The 18,853-nt window shown below is 47.7% G+C and carries 11 protein-coding genes; all 11 read right to left on the bottom strand.

The window, feature by feature from the left end; translation table 11 throughout:
* Positions 1-353 precede the first annotated feature (353 nt).
* The gene (locus tag MJ257_RS18700) at positions 354-773 is read right to left on the bottom strand and encodes a hypothetical protein (RefSeq protein WP_240270659.1); all 420 of its coding nucleotides are present in this window, start codon (positions 771-773) and stop codon (positions 354-356) included.
* A gap of 517 nt (positions 774-1,290) precedes the next feature.
* Positions 1,291-2,019: a response regulator gene (locus MJ257_RS18695; RefSeq protein WP_059041692.1), complete on the bottom strand. Its 729-nt coding sequence runs from the start codon at positions 2,017-2,019 to the stop codon at positions 1,291-1,293.
* Positions 2,012-3,184 carry a sensor histidine kinase gene (locus MJ257_RS18690; protein ID WP_240270658.1) on the bottom strand — a complete coding sequence of 391 codons (1,173 nt, stop codon included), beginning with the start codon at positions 3,182-3,184 and terminating at the stop codon, positions 2,012-2,014. Before MJ257_RS18690 ends, MJ257_RS18695 begins: the two co-directional genes overlap by 8 nt.
* 47 nt (positions 3,185-3,231) lie before the next feature.
* Positions 3,232-5,997: a stalk domain-containing protein gene (locus MJ257_RS18685; protein WP_240270657.1), complete on the bottom strand. Its 2,766-nt coding sequence runs from the start codon at positions 5,995-5,997 to the stop codon at positions 3,232-3,234.
* A gap of 306 nt (positions 5,998-6,303) precedes the next feature.
* Positions 6,304-9,612, bottom strand: coding sequence for a SwmB domain-containing protein (locus MJ257_RS18680; protein ID WP_240270656.1), 3,309 nt, complete (start codon positions 9,610-9,612; stop codon positions 6,304-6,306).
* Between the two features lie 169 nt (positions 9,613-9,781).
* On the bottom strand, positions 9,782-10,984 hold the full coding sequence (gene metK, locus MJ257_RS18675; protein ID WP_240270655.1) for a methionine adenosyltransferase: 1,203 nt from the start codon (positions 10,982-10,984) through the stop codon (positions 9,782-9,784).
* 175 nt (positions 10,985-11,159) lie between these two features.
* Positions 11,160-11,429, bottom strand: a complete 270-nt coding sequence (locus MJ257_RS18670) for an alpha/beta-type small acid-soluble spore protein (RefSeq protein ID WP_240270654.1) — start codon at positions 11,427-11,429, stop codon at positions 11,160-11,162.
* A gap of 115 nt (positions 11,430-11,544) precedes the next feature.
* Positions 11,545-12,054, bottom strand: a complete 510-nt coding sequence (locus MJ257_RS18665; protein WP_240270653.1) for a hypothetical protein — start codon at positions 12,052-12,054, stop codon at positions 11,545-11,547.
* A 92-nt stretch (positions 12,055-12,146) separates the two neighbouring features.
* Positions 12,147-14,654, bottom strand: a complete 2,508-nt coding sequence (locus tag MJ257_RS18660; protein ID WP_240270652.1) for a hypothetical protein — start codon at positions 14,652-14,654, stop codon at positions 12,147-12,149.
* Positions 14,655-14,857: 203 nt separating this feature from the next.
* Positions 14,858-17,908, bottom strand: a complete 3,051-nt coding sequence (locus tag MJ257_RS18655; RefSeq protein ID WP_240270651.1) for an Ig-like domain-containing domain — start codon at positions 17,906-17,908, stop codon at positions 14,858-14,860.
* 509 nt (positions 17,909-18,417) lie between these two features.
* Entirely contained in the window at positions 18,418-18,759 is a 342-nt protein-coding gene (locus tag MJ257_RS18650; RefSeq protein ID WP_193417127.1) for a hypothetical protein, read from the bottom strand.
* Between the last annotated feature and the right edge of the window lie 94 nt (positions 18,760-18,853).

Below are 18,853 nucleotides of genomic sequence, written 5' to 3'. Positions count from 1 at the left end.
CTCCCTTTCGCTCATCCACATCAATTCATTCCTGCTCGACGCATATTTCGCTCATCCACATCAATTTCTACTTGTCCCATATCCATGCTCTTAATTCGCCGTCAATCTCCACCCCGCCGATTCTCTACCCGTTTTTCATTTCCTATGTATGCCACCCACCCCAACCTCCCGCCACTCCAATGCCCGCCTTCTCTTTAAACGCAAAAAAGCACACTCCCGGGCTTCTCGCCATCAAGAGTGTGCTTCACACTTTACACTGCGCATTGCTATGCGCCAGCCTGTTCATATGTTGTTGTCCTTCCTGCATCCGCTGCGGTTGTTGATTGGTTCCGGAAACCATTCCGGAATGGGGCTTACACATGGACATATGGGATTTTGTCCGCCTCCTGCGGTACGCGAAGGTCGATGCAGACCGGCGCGTCGCTGGCCAGCAAGGTCGCATGCGCTTCCACATCCTCTTGCCGAACCACCGCCAAGCCGATGACCGTCAGTTCCATCTCGCCTTGCGTTTCGAGCTTTCGCATAATCGCCAGCGTGTCATCCTGCGAGCTCTCGTCGAGTACCGTCACCCGAAGCGGTAAACCGCGCAGCCGAGCATACCAGGAAAGCGCCCGCAAGTACCATTCCATTTGATTCTCATGATTGCTCGTCACGAGAATATAATGAATCGCGCGATCCTTCCGTTTTCCCTGCAAGTACAGACTGTGCAGTACATGCACCAGCGCTGCGGCCATTCCGTAGCTGAGCAGGATCCAACCTACATAAGGAACCACCGTACCCACCTCCCATTAGAGGTAGTTCAAAAAGTCATCTTCGGATCACGAGGCAGCTTCATGAAGGCAATTCGGCTTCGAATCTTGAATTCACCCGGGACTTCCGTTGCTCACGTACACAAAACGTACGCTCCGCTACTCATTCCCTAGCTTCATCCAACCTAAAGCGTTTTGAAAAAACGCACATCGGAAGCCTATGCTTCGGTGCTCCAAACCTGTCTTTCTGAACCCTCCCTTATAGCGACAATATATGCCGCCGCGCAAAGGTCGGTTACTGGGCTCGCACGGAAGGAACCGCATCGCAAGGCACATCGATATGTGAGCCGGGATTCCGCCAACTATGTATTTGGCCGGTGCCTTTCTTCGAGGGGGCGTTTGTGACGCAAACGAGACACCCGCCTCACTTTTCAATAACAAGAATAAAATGGTAAAATCGGCCAAAAAAAAGCCCGTCCACCTTAGTCCCGCAGAATTCCTGTCGTCCGCGGGAACACTGACGTTGGGGGGAGCCGCTTCCTTACAGCGTTACCCAACCAAACTTAATTGCATTAATTACCGCTTGGGTGCGGTCGTCCACGTCCATTTTTTGCAAAATGCTGCTGACATGGTTCTTCACCGTCTTCTCGCTAATGAACAAATGCTCGCCGATCATCTTGTTGCTGCGGCCTTCCGCCATCAAACGAAGTACCTCGGCCTCACGGCGAGTGAGCGGATTGTCGTCGCCGGCTACGAATTTCACTCCCGCTTCGCGGATCGCGGTATCCTCGGCAATCGCCCCGGTTTCGCTCAAGTATTCCATCCGGCGCAATTGCTGGATCAACTTGCCGGTTACCTTCGGATGAATGAATGCATTTCCCTCGGCAACCGTCCGGATCGCGTTAATCAGGGACTCCGCTTCCATGTCCTTGAGCAAGTAACCCGTCGCGCCTTTGCGCAGCGTCTCAAAAACATAACTCTCATCATCATGAATCGATAAAATGATAACCTTCACGTCGGGAAGCGCCTCGCGCAGCTCGGCTGTCGCGTCTACGCCGTTAAGCAATGGCATGTTAATATCCATCAGTACGATTTCCGGATGAAGCTGCAAGCAGCTTTCCAGCACCTGGGTGCCGTCCCCGCATTCGCCAACGACCTCGATATCTTCCTCCATATTCAAAATCCGCTTCAGACCCTCACGAAATAACTGGTGATCATCCGCCAAGAGTACTTTAATCACTTGTCTGGTTCCGCTAGTAAGACTATCCATCCTGGTACTCCTTTCTCTTATCTGAGTTGGTTGGGATATGAATGATGATCTTCGTGCCCAAGTTGGCCGCCGATTCGATTTCCATCCGGCCTTCGAGCAGCTCCACTCTCTCCCGCATGCCAATTAAGCCAAAGTGCGTATGCTCTTTCGTCTTCTGTTCCAGTTGCTCCACCTTGAAGCCCAGTCCGTTGTCCGTCACCACGATGCGGATCATTTGCGCCTGGTACGTAATTTCGACGCCCACATAAGTCGGAAAAGCATGCTTCGCCGCATTCGTCAGCGCCTCTTGGACCAGCCGGAACACCGCCGCCTCCATCGGAGAGGACATCCGGTGCTCTTTGCCCCGGGTTTCGAAGGTAGCCCTGATTTTCGTTTTCTCTTCATAATCATGCACATACTTGCGCAGCGTCGGGATCAACCCGAGATCATCCAGAGCCATCGGACGCAGGTTAAAAATCACCTTTCGCATCTCCTCCAAGCTCGAACGGACCTGCGCTTTTAAATCTACTATTTCGTCCTGCACTAGCTTAAATTCCTGCTTAGCAAGCATTCTTTCTACAATTTCCGTCCTTAGCACTAGATTCGCCAGCAGCTGGGCAGGACCGTCGTGAATCTCCCGGGAAATGCGCTTCCGCTCTTCTTCCTGGGCCAAAATAATCTTCAATCCGATCAGCTGACGATTCTTCGCGGACTCCAAAATCCGGGTCACTTGTCCTAATTCGCCGGAAAAATACTCCAACACGACGCTCATCTGCGAGCTGATCGTTTCGGCACGCTCCACCGACTTCTCCACATTGCGCGCGCGCTTCTGCAGCTCGTCGCGGCGGGCCTTCAGATACATTTCCTTCTCGCGGTAGATGAGCAGGTCGAGCTGGAGTTGGGTTGCTTTTTCATAGGCTTGCTTAATGTCTTCTTCGGTATAACGCACGAAGTCCCGGCTGACTTCCGTCAGCCGGATGCGGGATTTCCGGTAGTTCACCTCGAGCTGGTCGACCTTCTCCACCGTTTCCGCCGTTTCCTTCATGACATTCTGCAGCTCGCTGCTGAGCGTCTTCAGCTCATTGCGGGCCGAATCTAGGATCTCAAGGATCTGCAGTTTGCTATTTTCCAACACGTTTACGGCATTATTAATAACGCGATCTATGGCATCCGCTTGAAAATCCACGCAATCCTTCTCCGTTTCTTAGTCCGTATAGTCCCAGACTAATCATATCATGATTCGAGGGTAATGGATTTGGTTTTCTTCTCCCAATTTACGCCAATCCCAAGCTGTTCGGAGACCAAACGTAATGGGACTAAAGTCCTTCCGCCTACGATAATCGGGGATACCTCGGCTTTGGAAGAAACCCCGTTTAGCAAAAATGTCTTCTGCCCAACGGTCAGCTCCAGGATCGTAGCCCCGCGGGTCACGGTGATTTTCTTGGCCGCACCGTTCCAAGCTGCGTTCCCGCCAAACACGTCCAGTACGTATTTGATCGGCACGTACGTCGTGTTGTCCTTCAGCAGCGGCGCAACCTCCAGGTCTTGCTTGTTTCCGTTAACCGTCATCGACTTCTGGCCCAGCACCATCACGGCGGTCGCGCTCGGGAAGTCGGAGTTGCCGCCGCCGGCTGCAGGAGCCGTAAACCGCACATTGTCAAAAGATACGCTGCCCGTCAGCGCCCGTTCGTCCTGGCCTTCTTCCACGTTAACGACGTACAGCCGCTTCAGCTTGGCCGGGAACTTGATGTTGCTTGCCGTCAGATCGGCCGTGAGCGTCTTCCAGCCGGTGAAGTCCATCGGACGCGCCAAGTCGATGTAGACCGGCTTGCCATCGGCGTCGGACAACTCGGCCCGTACCCAGTTCAGGCTGGCATCGCCCAACACGTCGACCGTCAAGGTTGTTGCGTTGTCCGGGATCGCTTTGCCGCTCGTCCCGTTGATTTGAGCATAAGCAAACTTGCTGCCGCTGCCGCCGGTCAGGTCGTAATCCAGCTTCAACACTTTGGAATTAGCGCGTTCACCATCGCCTTGTACGATAGACACCATTCCTGTTGCTTCAGCCGGCAATCCGGTGAAGGAGATCGGGTAAGCGGTATTCTCGAAGCTTTCCCAGATCGTTTCCGTCGAAGCCGACAGAACGACCGGAGTTCCGGTAAAGCCGTCATAGGATGGCGTTGCATACGCGAACTTCGCGCCGTTGTTGACGGATTGCACCGTCAATACGCCGCCCTGCACGCTGGCTTTCATGCCGCTGAACGTCCATTTTACCGATTCCGCCGGAACATCTACCGTGCGTCCGTCTTTCAGTTTGGCGGATACGGCCACCGTCACGCTGGTTCCCGCTTGCAGCGGCGCGAACGTCGTTCCCGCCGTCAGGCTTTCCAAGTCGGCGCCCCCCAGCACCTTCACGTCCATGCTGGTTTTCGCTTGACCGCTGGAGGCCGTGATTTTTGCGATACCCGCCTTCACGCCTTTAAAGCCGCCGTCGGTCCAAACCACGTTGCCGTTGCTCGCTTGCCACGAAGCTTGAATACCGCTCGTATCGATCGGGTTGTAGTACGTATCGTATCCCTTCAAAGCATACGGAACGGTTTGGCCGATGAACAACGTCGATGCGCCGCTGACTTTGAGGCCGAGCAGCGTACCTTGCGGCGCCGTCGTAAATACGCCAAGTCCGTTGGCGACGGCGCGTTGCCCCGCCGACCCGTTGGACGTCGTAAACGTCAGCTGCGCCGACGTTTCCGCCAGCGGGCGCGTGACCATCGTCGTGGAGCCGCCGCCGTCCAGGTTCATGCCTTTCCAGACGCCGATCCCAGTCATGAAGCCTTGCAGCTCCTTCAGGGTGAGGCCGGTGCTGTTGCTGTTTTTCTCGGCGGTAATGATATAAGCGGTTTTGCCGTCCTTGGAATAACCAACGGCCGTCCGCGCGACCGCGCTGCCGCCGCTAATGGACGTCGTCGAACGGGTAAATGCCGATGCCTGACCTTGGTCGACCAGAAGCGTGTGCCCGCCGATCATCACCTTCAGATCCGCCGGATTTACGATTTGCCCGTCGGTCAAGGAGCGCAGCTCATAGGTTGCATCGACGCGCTGACCTACCTGCAGGTGCGTTGCCACATAATCGGCCGCCGTGCCATGCGCACGCAAAATAAACCCATCTGCCGGCACCGGTCCCGGAATCGCCGCTTTGATGGAGATCTGCGTAATCACGCCGCCTTGCACCAGAACCTCGGTTGGCGTTGTCGCGCTGGCAGCCGGACGCTCTTCCGCTTTCCAAGCGCTCGTATAAATGAACATATTATTCACGTGGCTGTAGGCTTTGTCAGGTTCCGTCATGTAGGATTCCTGATTGATCCCGGTGAGCGGGAACGTCGAGCCGTCCTCGGCCAACACCGTGCCGCTGAAGCCAAAGCGGTCGATGAGCGGAGTTCCGTCATTCCGCACGGCAAAAGCGTACATGCCCAACAGCTGAGCCGGGCTGGTGACTACCGTGCCCTTCGTGACAGCCGGTCCCATCGGCACGCCTTGGCCGCCCGTCGCAAAGAAATCGCCGTTCACGCCGGCGACGGCGCCGGTTTCCTTGGCCATTCCTTCCACGCTTTGTCTTGTCGTCACTTGTCCCCCTTTGCCGGTCATCACGTCCAATTGAACGTAAGGATTCGTCAAGTCCACCTCAATCACGTCGGTCAGCACTTTCACCGGCTTGCCCGACCGAGTTACGGTGTACTCGTATTTGACGAGCTTGGCCCCGGAGGTAATCATCTCTTCGCCAAGCTTGACGGTTTGGCTCGCTGCCGCTTCCGCGGTTAAAGCCGATCCCGCGATCGGCCCAACGCCAATCACAGGCTGAATCCATATCAATCCCGCCAGCGTGACGAGGGCAATTCGTTTGCCGCCCTTCGCCACCAGGTGGGCCAATTTCGAATTTTGACGCACGACCACATTCACATCGGTATCGGCTTGATTTCTTCCGGTTTCCTCTCTTCTGACTACCATTTTGTTAGACAACTCTCCCATCTTTAACTTGCTTCTCCTATTAATAGACTACTTTTAGCCGGAAAAGTTACGAAAAATAGCAATTTTGTTGAAGGAATGTATCCATTCGTTGAATCTCAGAAGATTTGCAGTGTGGATAATGTGGAATCTGGGGATAAAAGCTGTGGAAAACAGGGATAACTTTTTTCGCGATTCTAAGTCGGAGGCGTCAAGCGTTGTGGATAATGTGAATTTCGTGGATAACTTGTGGGCAAAAAAGAATCCCGACACCAGGTTTCACACCCCGGTGCCGGGAAAAGTTGTGGATTAAATGTAATTCAGTTTATCCAGAACCCGTTTCAGCATGACTGCGGCTTGCGCACGCGTCGCGTTGCCTTGCGGCTGGAACGTATTCGTCGTCACGCCTTGGATGATGCCTTCCTTCACGGCTTTGGCCACCGTCTCCTTGGACTGGATCTTGGCCGCGTCCTTGAACTTCGTTAACGTCGCGGTGCTCGCGCCGTTCATCGACGTATCGTACCCGGCGTATTCCATCGCCCGCACCATCATCAGCGCCATCTGCTCCCGCGTGATGTTGTTGTTCGGCTTAAACGTGCCATCGGCGTTGCCGTTGATGATCCCGGCCTTCGCCGCCGCCCCTATGTATGCCGCCGTTGTACCGGACGACACGTCCGGGAAGCGGCGGGCATAAGATTCATCACCCGTAAGCCCGAGGCCCTTCGCAATGTACACGGCGAATTCTGCGCGGGTGATTTTTTTATCCGGCTCGAATTTCGATCCAGACGATGGCAATACAATTAATCGGCTAGCCAATTTGGTAATATCCGTCCGTGCCCAGTGCTTGGCCGTATCGGTGAAGTAACTATAACCTACTGCAGGACCAACAACGGAATTCCCGCTAATCTTCCCACTAAAAATGATAGCACTGCCGCTGCTTGTCGCTTTGGACGGAACAAAAGATATGGTTTGTGTATTTAGGTCATATTTCATAAGCGATAATTCACTGTTCGGCGAAGTGTTCGTTGTTCTGATGTATAGTTGCCCGCTATGGGACACCTCCATCGCATTTTGCGTGTTAGTTCCGTTATATGCTGACACATAGATTTGAACTGGGTCGGTCATTGGTGTCGTTGTTACACCATTACTATAGTTCGTCCCCGGTAATTGTGACTTCGTGACCGTCTCTATCTGGATTGTAAGATATGCTGAGGTCAATGTGCTTACATTGAGCGATCTAGAAATCTCCGTGAAAGGGATCTTTTCAACCGGCAGTTCATACATCACATTATTGTGTTTGACCATAAAAGAAGCGGTTTTTCCTCGACCATATATATCCATCAATGCATTGACCGGAACAACCACTTCTGCTGCTTTCTCGGAGGAAGGAACCTCAAACACCAATTTGCGAACGGATACATTGTTGTCAGCTAAATATTTAAAGGCCGTTTGCAATTTGGTAGTATCGATTGTATATTTTTTGGATCCTACGCCTAAACGCGAACGGCTGTCAGTGGCTTGGGCCGTATTCACGTTTAACAGATATCCGCCAACTCCGAACTGAGCATTGCTCATGACGGTCAGATAATCCGGTTGAATTCCGTTCGGCGTTGTTGCTTGACCTCCCGTTAAGTTTTGCACCGATAAATTATTAAAGCTTTTTACCATATTGCCCAGATTGTCATATAAAGGTGACGCACCTGTCAGATAGGACAACGTTACGACCTGTCCTGCGGATACAGCGGAGTTCAGTTTCAGGATTACCGTATTGCCGTTGATCGTCGCGGATTGAACCCCACTGTTCACGTTATCTACATTTACGTAAAATTGGTTCACCGGAACGTATGAAGCCGACTTTAACGTTGAATTGAACGTTATCGTTAGCGTATCGCCTGTCACCGATGCCGAACGAACCCCCTCAACTACGGTACTGTAAGTCACCGGCTGCAGGTTGATGTACCCTGCCAAGTTACCATTTAGATCGGCGATGCCCCCTGTACCCGAAACATAGGATAAGGTTACGTTCTGATCCTTCGTAAACGAAGAGGCTAAGGTAAGGATGACTTGATTAGAACTAATTTCAACTGCGTTGACATATACCGGCGCATTATTAACCAGTATCGAAAATTGGCTTTTCAAAGGTATCGGACTTGTACGAAGCGCTTCGTTATAGGTCAAAATCACTTTGTTTCCGGACCCTTCTACGCTTTGAAACACAGGTGCCACTGAATCATATGTGTTGCGAACAAAGTAATCGGTGAAGCCGGCGATATCAAAACCACGATAATCCTGTAGCGGATAAGAGCCTGGTGAGTAGGATACCTTTACAACGTCACCGTTTGAAATCGAGCTGGATAAATATAAGGTTATGGTCGAACCGCTATGGGATAGACTGCTTACCCCCCTTGAACTTCCGTTAGCTGTAACCGTGAACTGTTGATAGGCATAACTAGAGGGACTCTTTAGCGAATCGCTAAAATACAACGTGACCGTATTGCTTGTTGCATATCCGTCTTTAGGCTTTGGCATTACCGAGTCAATTCCGTTAGTAACCGCTTTTCCAGTGAAGGCCGCTGCGGCATTACCGGAGATATCTTGAATCCCCTGCCCTGAGCTGCCTAAGTAGCTAATTTTTACATCTTGCCCAACAGCAACTCCAGTCTCCAGATTTACATAAACGGCATCCCCGGATACAGTAACATAACTAATTCGGCGTGTTTCTCCATTGACAATTACCGTAAAGCTTGAAGTAGGTAAATACGAAGTTGAATTAAGCGGCTCATTGTACAATAGGCGAATGGCCGTGTTGCTGTACATCGTCGCGCTCTGGAGAACCGGAGCCGTCTTATCGGCGGCAGCCGTTTGGAAGCTCCAACGATTATTCCCGCTTATTCCTGCATAATAGATTAGTGCATTCTGAGCATCGAAAATCCCGTTTCCCGCAATTTCAATATAATAACCTGTACCCGCCTCCAGCGTTGAACTTGATGGATAGACCGTCACGATGTTGGAGCTTGCCGACACCGTAATAGGTACGATCGAATTGTTGCTGGTCTTTTTAAGCGTTACCCCTCCATTCGCAACACTAGGATTCAATCTGATATTCCGGTTAAACGTGATGGTTGGTTTCGTGCTGATACTGATATTCGAAGTTCCGTTGCCTGGACTAAAGGATGCCGACAAGGCCGTCGTTGAAGAGTTGGCAGTCGTAAAGGACCAGCTATACGCAGCGGTAGTTTCCCCGCTCCCTTCTATGGTAAAAGCATCCTCAGGCAAAGAAACAGTATACACTGCGTTATATTGCAATAACGTCGGCGGAGTCAGTGTAATTGAATCTACATATGTAGACTCCGTAACAGTAACTTCTTTTTTATCTGTCACCCCGCCCGCACTTGTGGAAATCGTATATATCTGCGTTCCGCTCGTCTTGATTTTCGCCCCTGGAACACTGATCTGTAGCTTAGTATCGACTGGAACATTCGTAGTTCCGTTCGCAGGTATCACAGTGGGAGCCGGTGCGGTTCCACTTGCCGCACTTGCAACATCGTCCCCCCATGTTCCTACAAGCACATTTAATATCATCGTAAACACTATCCATAACGAGAGTTGCTTTTTCATCTTTGCTTTCCCCTTCCCCGGTTGCAATCATGTATGTAGAGTGAAAATGTAAGCGAGCAAGACATACCTATAATTATTAACGGCAAAAGCTACCACTGAGTTTATACGGGGAATAAAAAAGATACCCGCTCAGAAGTATGAGTCGAGTATCCTTGTCGTTAAATAAGTATTACAGCCCCGCTTGCGCCTTCAAAGCCGCCGCCTTGTCCACTCTTTCCCAAGGCAAGTCGATGTCCGTACGGCCAAAATGCCCGTAAGCAGCGGTTTGCTGATAAATCGGACGGCGCAGATCCAGCATACGGATGATTCCTGCCGGGCGAAGGTCGAAGTTCTCGCGAACGAGCTCCACCAGCTTCTCTTCCGATACTTTACCGGTTCCATACGTATCCACGTTGATAGAAACTGGGTTCGCTACCCCGATGGCATACGCCAGCTGGATTTCCACCTTGTCGGCCAAGCCCGCAGCAACCAGGTTCTTCGCTACATAACGAGCGGCATAAGCCGCGGAACGGTCCACCTTCGTCGGGTCCTTCCCCGAGAAGGCACCCCCGCCATGACGGGCATAACCGCCATAAGTATCGACGATGATTTTACGTCCGGTCAAACCGGCATCCCCCTGAGGTCCGCCAATCACGAACCGACCCGTTGGGTTAATAAAATATTTCGTATCCCCGTCCAACAACTCAGCTGGAACAACGGGAAGGATCACTTGTTCCTTAATATCTCTTTGGATTTGCTCCAAAGTAATCTCTTCGGCATGCTGCGTAGATACGACGATCGTGTCCACCCGTTTCGGCTTGCCGTCAATATATTCAATCGTCACCTGGGTTTTGCCGTCGGGGCGAAGATATTCCAGCGTTCCATCCTTGCGCACTTCGGACAAGCGGCGTGCAATCCGATGCGAAAGCGCAATCGGCAGCGGCATCAGTTCCGGCGTTTCATTCGTAGCAAACCCGAACATCAAGCCTTGGTCGCCGGCCCCGATATTTTCGGTTTCCTTATCCACCTGAGCTGGATCCCGGTGTTCGAGAGCGGCATTCACGCCTTGCGCGATGTCAGCGGACTGCTCGTTTAACGAGGTAAGTACCGCGCAGGTATTGGAATCAAAACCATATTTAGCACGCGTATAACCGATATCCTTGACCGTCTTGCGAACGATGGCCGGAATATCGACATACTCGGATTTCGTACTGATCTCCCCGATCACGAGCACCAGGCCCGTGGCTACCGACACTTCGCAGGCAACCCGAGCATAAGGGTCATTCGCCAAAAAAGCATCAAGCACCGCATCCGAAATTTGGTCGCAAATTTTATCCGGGTGCCCTTCGGTTACGGATTCGGAAGTAAATAGGTGTCGCCCTTGTACGGACATAATTTCAACCTCCCATGGATAGTATGGCTGCAGCCTGTCTATCCGATACAATATAAAGCCTAATCAAAAAATGAACCTTTCCCAAATCGGAAAAGGTTGGATTAGCATCCTCAAAGGAAATAGTATCGCATTTGCCAAGTCATGTCAAAATAATTCATGGCTTTTGTGGAATAATTTATAGAATAAAGTTCCGTTCCGCTTGAGCAACAAGGCGTTTCGTAATTTCTCCGCCAACGGAGCCGTTTTCACGGGATGTCAGATGTCCCCAGCTACCGCCGCTGCTTTGCCCGCCACCTAACGCGCCAAGTTCACCGGCAAACTCCGTATCCGCTGCTCCGGTTGCCCCATAACCTACAGGCAATCCGAACTCAGCAGCGATTTCGTATTTCCATTGCTGCAACACCTGACGACTCTCCGGTACGATTTTCCGATTGCTTCTTGCCATGATTCCAGACACCTCCTGAAAAGTTGGTTTCAAGAGGTAGTATGGCATCGCTCTTCCTTCTCTACGCTCAGGAATGTTTGTCTGCACTGCCCAATCATGCCAATCCGTTAGCCGACTATTTGAGTTGATACCCACCCCGAACCATCACGATCAAATTGTTGGTATCGCCTTCTTGAACTTGAATCCCCCGACCCTCTCTTGGAAAAGACAACAAGTGGTTGTTCGCCACGGCGCCTCCATTCGTAATATCCTTTCCATCGGTGAGATCCGCTACCCCGTTAGAATCAGAGCTATAAATAACCGCTTTCCCGGAACGAACAATAAACTCCGCCCCTGCAGCAGCGACAAGAATCTTGCCTGGTTTGACTTCAACGATTTGAATTCCAGCATCGCTAGAACTGCTCCCTGAACTGCCTGTAGAAGGCGTGCTCGGTGTACTGAAACCTCCCCCGCCACCAATCGCCTGTTGGATCGCCTGATCCACGTAGCTCTTGGTAACTACCGGATCATCCGCCGTCCCCGGCGTCGTCGCCGCACCCTCTGCCTGCATATTCAACAGCGAACCTGCCCAAACACTGCCGCCAATCAACACCACGGCCGTTGCTACTTTCCAACCCGTCTTCATCCTGTTCCTCCTCTATGACTCTGTTACTGTCTATGATAGAGGTTTTGGTAGAAAGGAACAAGCCCAAATCCGGAGGGACTTGGGCTTGTTTTTTATTCATCAAACGAAGATGTGTAATAGTATCCTTGACTACCTAATTTTACTTTCTGTCCTTGGAATAAATCGTATACGTTTAAGTAGAATGAGCCTGATGATTTGCCTTCAAAAATCATATCATTGATACTAAAGCTGGCGGTTCCTCCAGTAGTTAGCTTCAGATCTTTCTCAGGGGAGTATTCTTGTTCAAAAGATCTTCCAGTACTTGTATCAACGATTTCAAACAAATACTTATGTTCAAATTCACCAATTGCGTAATCCATGGTTCTTGCCAAATTATAGTCAAAGGTAATATTTACTGAAGAAGAACCACTAAGACTTGCACTCGCACTCTTCACCGTCAAGTTATATGGCGGAATATTTAGGGCTGTCAAAGTGCTACTCACTGATGGTTGCGATACGACAAGGGCAAATGAAGCCGCATTAACATACCCTGTAGGTTCCTCCTTAATCGGCGTTAGTTTTCCTTCAGTAATACCTTCGCCTACAACTAATTTCATATCACTCGTTGGCGTTGTTTTAGGAATCTTCGACCACAACGCAATAATGCTCTTTTCTTCCGGACCCACTGATGTGTCAATCTGGCTCACGGTTGCTTTGTATTTTTGCCCGTTTGCACTCTCGTAAGAACCCGCTAGTTGAGAAAGATCAAGTTGATGATCTTCCATGTTTTTAGATTCTAGTTCAGTATATATCAAATCATATGATGTTCCTGGGTATACAAAAGAGCGAAGTACTCTAAGTTCCTGTTGGCGACCGGAGGTCTCAATTTTATAAGATTGTCCGCTTTTTATTTGCGGTAATTCTGGTAAAGTCCCAGCATTGCTGAATTGTACCCAGGCTGTAGAAGAGTTCTCACTTAACTTTTCCAAAAGAGATATTTGGAGTTGGCTAAAATCTAAATAGCTAGGAACTTTAGACACAACATACACATCAGTTGACATGCCAGCACCAAGTAAACCAACGGCTTGAGTCGAGATTAACTGAGTAGCTGTGGTTAGCTTTGCAGCATCTACCTTAAGTTGCGCAGTTAATTCAGGCAATAGTACAGTCTTATAACCAGTATTATCAATCGTTACCTTCGCAGAAACGAGATCACCATCACTCCATGGTAAACGTTGAATCGATGACAGTGTTACACCGAGAATACCATTGCTGGTTTGAACGAATTGTTTCTGACCAATCATATTTTGCAACGCATTCATTTCTGGAAGCGCAAAAATTCCGACCGGATAACTAAATGTATCCGTTGAGCCCTCAGTTGGTGGAAGATTCATGAACAATTGCGGGTTGCCGGTACTAACTCCAGAAGGAATAGTTACATGAAGATTCAAATACTTCTCTTCAAGCGGCTGCAAGATTAATGGATCTACGGCTTGGGACGTTATTGGCAATCTATATCCATCTGAGGTTTGCACTTCAAACTGATACTTTGGAAGAGTTACGGTGGTTCCCGTAGTATTTCTCACCTTAAACCGAATTGATAAGTCATGCTCATCGAAACTCTGCAGCAATGTTGAACTATTCACACTAACAGCAATTTTTCCGCTACCTAGTGCAATATATTTCTCTATGTTGGCTTGTACAGCCAAAGCCTTATTAGAAGCGTTAGGTAGCTGTATGGTTGCAATAGGTAGATTTAGTTTAGTAGTTTCATCTTCTTGAATGATTTGTAGTTCCATATTTGTAAGCTTAATACTCTTAGGAATTGCTGCCATCATATTCAATGTTTTATTGTCCTGCGGTTGTATCTTGTACCCGGTACTTGTGGAATCGACGGACATCGGATAACTGGCTCCGTTTGCCGTTTTAATAACAAACTTCGCTTTAGGATCTTCGAAAAGTTTGTAGCCTATATTTTGTAAATTAAGCCCTACATTCACATAGTTATAATCCCCTGAAGCGAATGCCGCTACTTGATTCACCTTCGCCTTGACGGGTGTATCAAAAACTTTTAAGGTTTTCGTTTGATCCGATGGAGTTGATGTCAAATAGTTAGCTGGCACCTTAAATTGGCCTTTTAAGCTTTCATAATTGGCTTGGCTAAAATCCCATTTTATCACTTGAAACACCAGGTTACTAATCTTTGTGTCTTTCCCTACTTTGGCAACATACGTCAGAGTCGTAGAAGAACCGGCCGAAAGTTTTTTCTTTTCTTTATCCTTTGTCATCAATGAGGTACTGTAGGTAGTGCCGCTAGCCGTTTTCACTTTTGACCAATAATCAAGTAAGTCCAGCGTCTTGTTATCACCATTATTAATAGTCAAAGTATAAGTAAGGATACTTTCCTCGTCTTGAGTCAAAATATTAACGTCTGTTAATCGAACGGTACTTTTTGTCGTGATTTTAATTGGATTCAAATTAGCCAACGTATGTACAACGGCCTTTGTTTGTTTAGTGGTCGTTGTCTTAACAGTTGATGTACCCGCAGCCATTACTCCTGATGCGCTGGTAGTCAGCATAATAAAACCCAAAGCAACAGCGGTCACTGGTATCTTCTTCAATGTGTTACCTCCCATGCAGAAAAGTTCTTATTAATTAATAACGTATTGGAATGAAAAATGTTTCGTATTTAGGACAAACACTTCTTTTGATAGTTTACCATGGGAGTCTAAATAAGCTTACTTAAAGATTGCTTAAAGAATATCTAATATAAAACAAAAGACCCCATATAAGGGGTCTTTTGTTTTAACTTACTTATAAACCATTACTTCACAATAGCATTGTAGTAGGAAGAAGTTCCAGTTACAACATTATGATCTGCACTGATATCAGTCAAGAACTTAGCAGCTGGGTTAACACGTACTTTGATTACTTTACCAACTGTAAGTTTTGCAGGATTAATTGCCAATACAATCTTGTTACCAGCAGAGCTTGCATCGATTGTAAAGTCAACACCGGATTTAAGTACAGTATCACCGACTTGAACGTCGAAATCGTAAACTGCGTTAGTAGCAGTTGCAAGTACTGCTTCGCTAAAGTTAACAGTCAGGAGGCCGTCAGCAGCGAGAACTTCCTTATTAACACTAGATACTTCTGGTGCAATTTTGTCAACTACTACTGCGCTTTGTGCAGTATCCACTTTGTTTCCAGCTGGAGTAACAAGGTTTTTGTTCTTCTCAACGAATACGGTAACCGTATCATATTTACCGGAAGCATATCCGCCGTCAGCATCAAGCTTGTAGTTGTCAGACAAAGTCAGAATAACATCTTTGCCATCAACACTTGCGGAAATAATCGACAAGGTTTGATCAGCCAACACAGAAGTGGAATCGGATGCTACAACTTTAAAGTCACTAGTCGAAGCAGCTTGGATTGTTTGTGCAAAATGAACTTTAATTTTGTTTTTAGCGGTAGCTTCTGGTTTTGCAGAATCAAGAGTAATCGCCGAAGCCTTCACAACTGAGGTATCATCCATAGTCAAACCATCGAGAGTTACACCGCCCGTACTCTTAACGTTAGTTACACGAAGTCCAACAACTTCTTTTGTAACATCCACGCTCGATGGGAAGATCATAACTACAGACTTCGCATCAGAAGAGATAGTGAAGTTAGTCCCGCTAGGCAACGGTTTCCAAGTCGGTGTCCCTGTTCCATCCTCACTGTATTGATAAATATACTTGTTAGGATCAAGAACAGAGAAGTCACCAGAAGTAGCCATAGCCTTATCGAAAGTTACTACCAATCTGTTGCCAGATTCAGTGTACTCAACACTAGTCAATTTAGGAGCTGTTACACTACCAACAGCAATATTTGTAGAATAAGGAAGAATCACATTTTTCAAGGTAGTATTATCAGCCACATTGGAAATGCTCAGGGTGTAAGTTTTACCTTCACTCAAGGCTTCATACAATTTAATGTGTACAACCTTATCGCTAGAGCCATCAATTGTTACATCCTTGAATTCAGATACAACATCACCATCAGAGTTCTTGATCACATAATTCTTAGAATCCGTAGCAGTAGCGGTGTCTAAGGATTTAGTGAACTTAACAGTCAGTTCAGTTGTCGAGTTGTCATCAAGTTTTGCACTAACAATTTCAGGGCGAGTAACATCAACCACAGGGTTAACTGTTACTTTAGTATCACTAGCAATGACATTGCCGGAGTAGTCCTGCACATCAGTCACATACAAATTAGTGGAGTAAATAAATTTGTTTTCGCCAGTGAAGTTGAATCTGTAAGTGTCATCAGACAAAGCATCAAAGGTTTCTGCCGTTCTCTTAGTAGTACCTTGCAACCAGTATACATTAGCTGCAGATACAGTTGAAGGATCTACCGGCTCACTGAATTTCAGTGTTACACTTTCAAAGGTAGCACTTTCAACATTAGCGATGGTTGGAGCAGTTTTATCTTCGACTACAGTGAATTTCAAGTCAGTCGACAGATTAGCAAGACCAGAATAGTCTTTAACTCCGCTAACATTAATTGTATGTTCCCCATTTTCGATAACAGAATACAGTTTCAGTACAGCCGTGTTACCAGCAACATCTACAGTACCTACAACCGCTTTACCATCAACAAGGAAGCTATTGGAATTTGTAGCTGCCACAACCGGTTCGCTGAAAGTAATTTTGATAGCTTTATTACCCAAAGCTTGAGCAGAGGAAGCTACCGGCAATGCAGCGTCAACCGGAGTGAACTTAACATCGGAAGCGCTAATCACAGTATTACCTGCACGAACATTGCTAACGCTCAGTTTGTATTCTTTTTGGTTAACCAACGCTTTTGTGTCATCGCCTTTTTCTTCGACAGTCAGCGTAACAACTTTTTTGTCAGCAGAAAGAGATGCTTTCGTAACTACGATATCTTTTTCTGTGTCGCTAGTGATGGAGTAGTTATCTTCATCAGTAGCAGTTGCAGAATCAACATCACCGTCAAAAGAAACAATAACTTGTTTAAGGTTGTCAGCTTTAACACTTTCAACTTTAGTTGCAGTAGTTACAACCCAAGTAATCTTAGCCTTTACTTCTTCGCCAGCAGCAGTTTTGAAAGTAACTTCAGTTTCTTTGTTAGCTTCCAAAGCTTTTTCCAAAGTTACTTTCACTACTTCGTCGTTGGAAAGCGTGAACTCAACGTTCTTGCTGTCAACTACTTTGTAGGATTTAACTGTTGGAACTTGAGCTGCTTCGTAGATAGCGTAAGCTGCTACAACTGCTTGGGAGCGAGTTGCTTGAGCTTGGTAGTTGATGCCGTCAGCCAGGTAACCAGCGTTAACCGCTGCTGCTACATAACCTTTAGCCCATGCGGATGCCGTGTTGTTAGCGTCAGCAGGAACTTCCAGTTTCAGAGCAGTTACCAGAACTTTAGCCAGTTCTTGTACAGTTACTGCGCCGTTCGGATCGAACAGTTTCTTAGCTGCATCTTTACCATTGAGGATGCCAGCTTGCGTAGCAGCTTCAATGTAAGTGCGGCCCCAGTGGTTCGCATAGTTCTTATCGTTGTAAGAAGTAGCGTCAACTGGTTCCAGGCTCAGGGAGTTAACGATGATTTTCGCGAGTTCAGCGCGAGTCAACGTTTTTTCCAAGTGGGACAGGCCGTCTGGGAAGCCAGATACGATACCTGCATCTTTCAGAGCGTTAAATTGTTGCTCTGGAGTCAGTTTGGCATCAGCACCGAATGCTACGGAAGCAAACATGGAGAATGCCATTGCTGTAGACAAAGCTACGGACAAAATTTTCTTCATAACCTTTTTTTCTCCTCCTTGATTAACTATCACATGAGAGTTTTCTTTAAATGAATAGCTCGTGTTACTCATTAGCCATTGCACCCCCTTTCCAGAGCTTGAGCAAGTTTCCTATAAATTAGGTCTGCAGCAAAACTGCAGAAACTTGTAACCTCATTCATTTGATAGAATGTAGAAATAGACTAGTTTCCTAATCCTACCTAAACATTATACAATGGGTCCCTAGAGCCGTAAAGCTAATTTTTCTAATAGATAGACAAGTTTCCCTATGAGGAACACCTTGCCATGTCTAATTTGGTCGCCATTGTCAATGCTCTACATCTTAAACGCAGCAGGTTTCAAAAAGTTGCGGGGGTTTTAAAAAAAATTGCGAGATTGTAACTTTTTCTAAGATTCCCCTTAGTTACGCCTTTTTGACTCCCTTACCGCCTGACGGAAATTAGTATATCATGCCGGAATATGTCAGTCATTAAGCAACTTTTCCCATTTTCACGCTATCTCCATTGTATGTTCGGACACGACAAATAAGACGTCCTAAATGGGACGCCTTATAGGTAATCTCGTACCAAAAGGCTTCTTGATTATCTTACTCTCATGGCCAATTGGATAATACGAGCCCGCATTTGCGGATCGGTATTCAATTTCTCATACATCTCATCAACAGCTTGCTTGTTGTCCTTGTATGTCTTCTCATGCTTCATGGTGTTATGAGACCACTCGATCAATTCGTTTTCAGCTTCGCGCAACTCGGTGAAAGCATCATGAAAGCCAGTTTCTATAACTAGTCCTTCCATGACTTCCTGGGTTACTTCTTGCAGCTTTGCAGTTTCTTCAATGCGCTTCTCTAAAACTTTGGATTTATCCTCAAATTTGCGCTTCGCTTTTGAATAACCCAACTGCGGTTTAGATAGGATCGGTTTCATCTGTTCAAGTTCACCCTTTTGCGTATTGTCTATTACTCTGCTTATTTTAACGTAAAGCTTGAGAAAACACAAAATGATGTAATTGGAAAAAAAA

Source organism: Paenibacillus timonensis, from assembly GCF_022427145.1.
Lineage (GTDB): Bacteria > Bacillota > Bacilli > Paenibacillales > Paenibacillaceae > Fontibacillus > Fontibacillus timonensis.
This window is presented reverse-complemented; position numbering and strand designations above follow the sequence as displayed.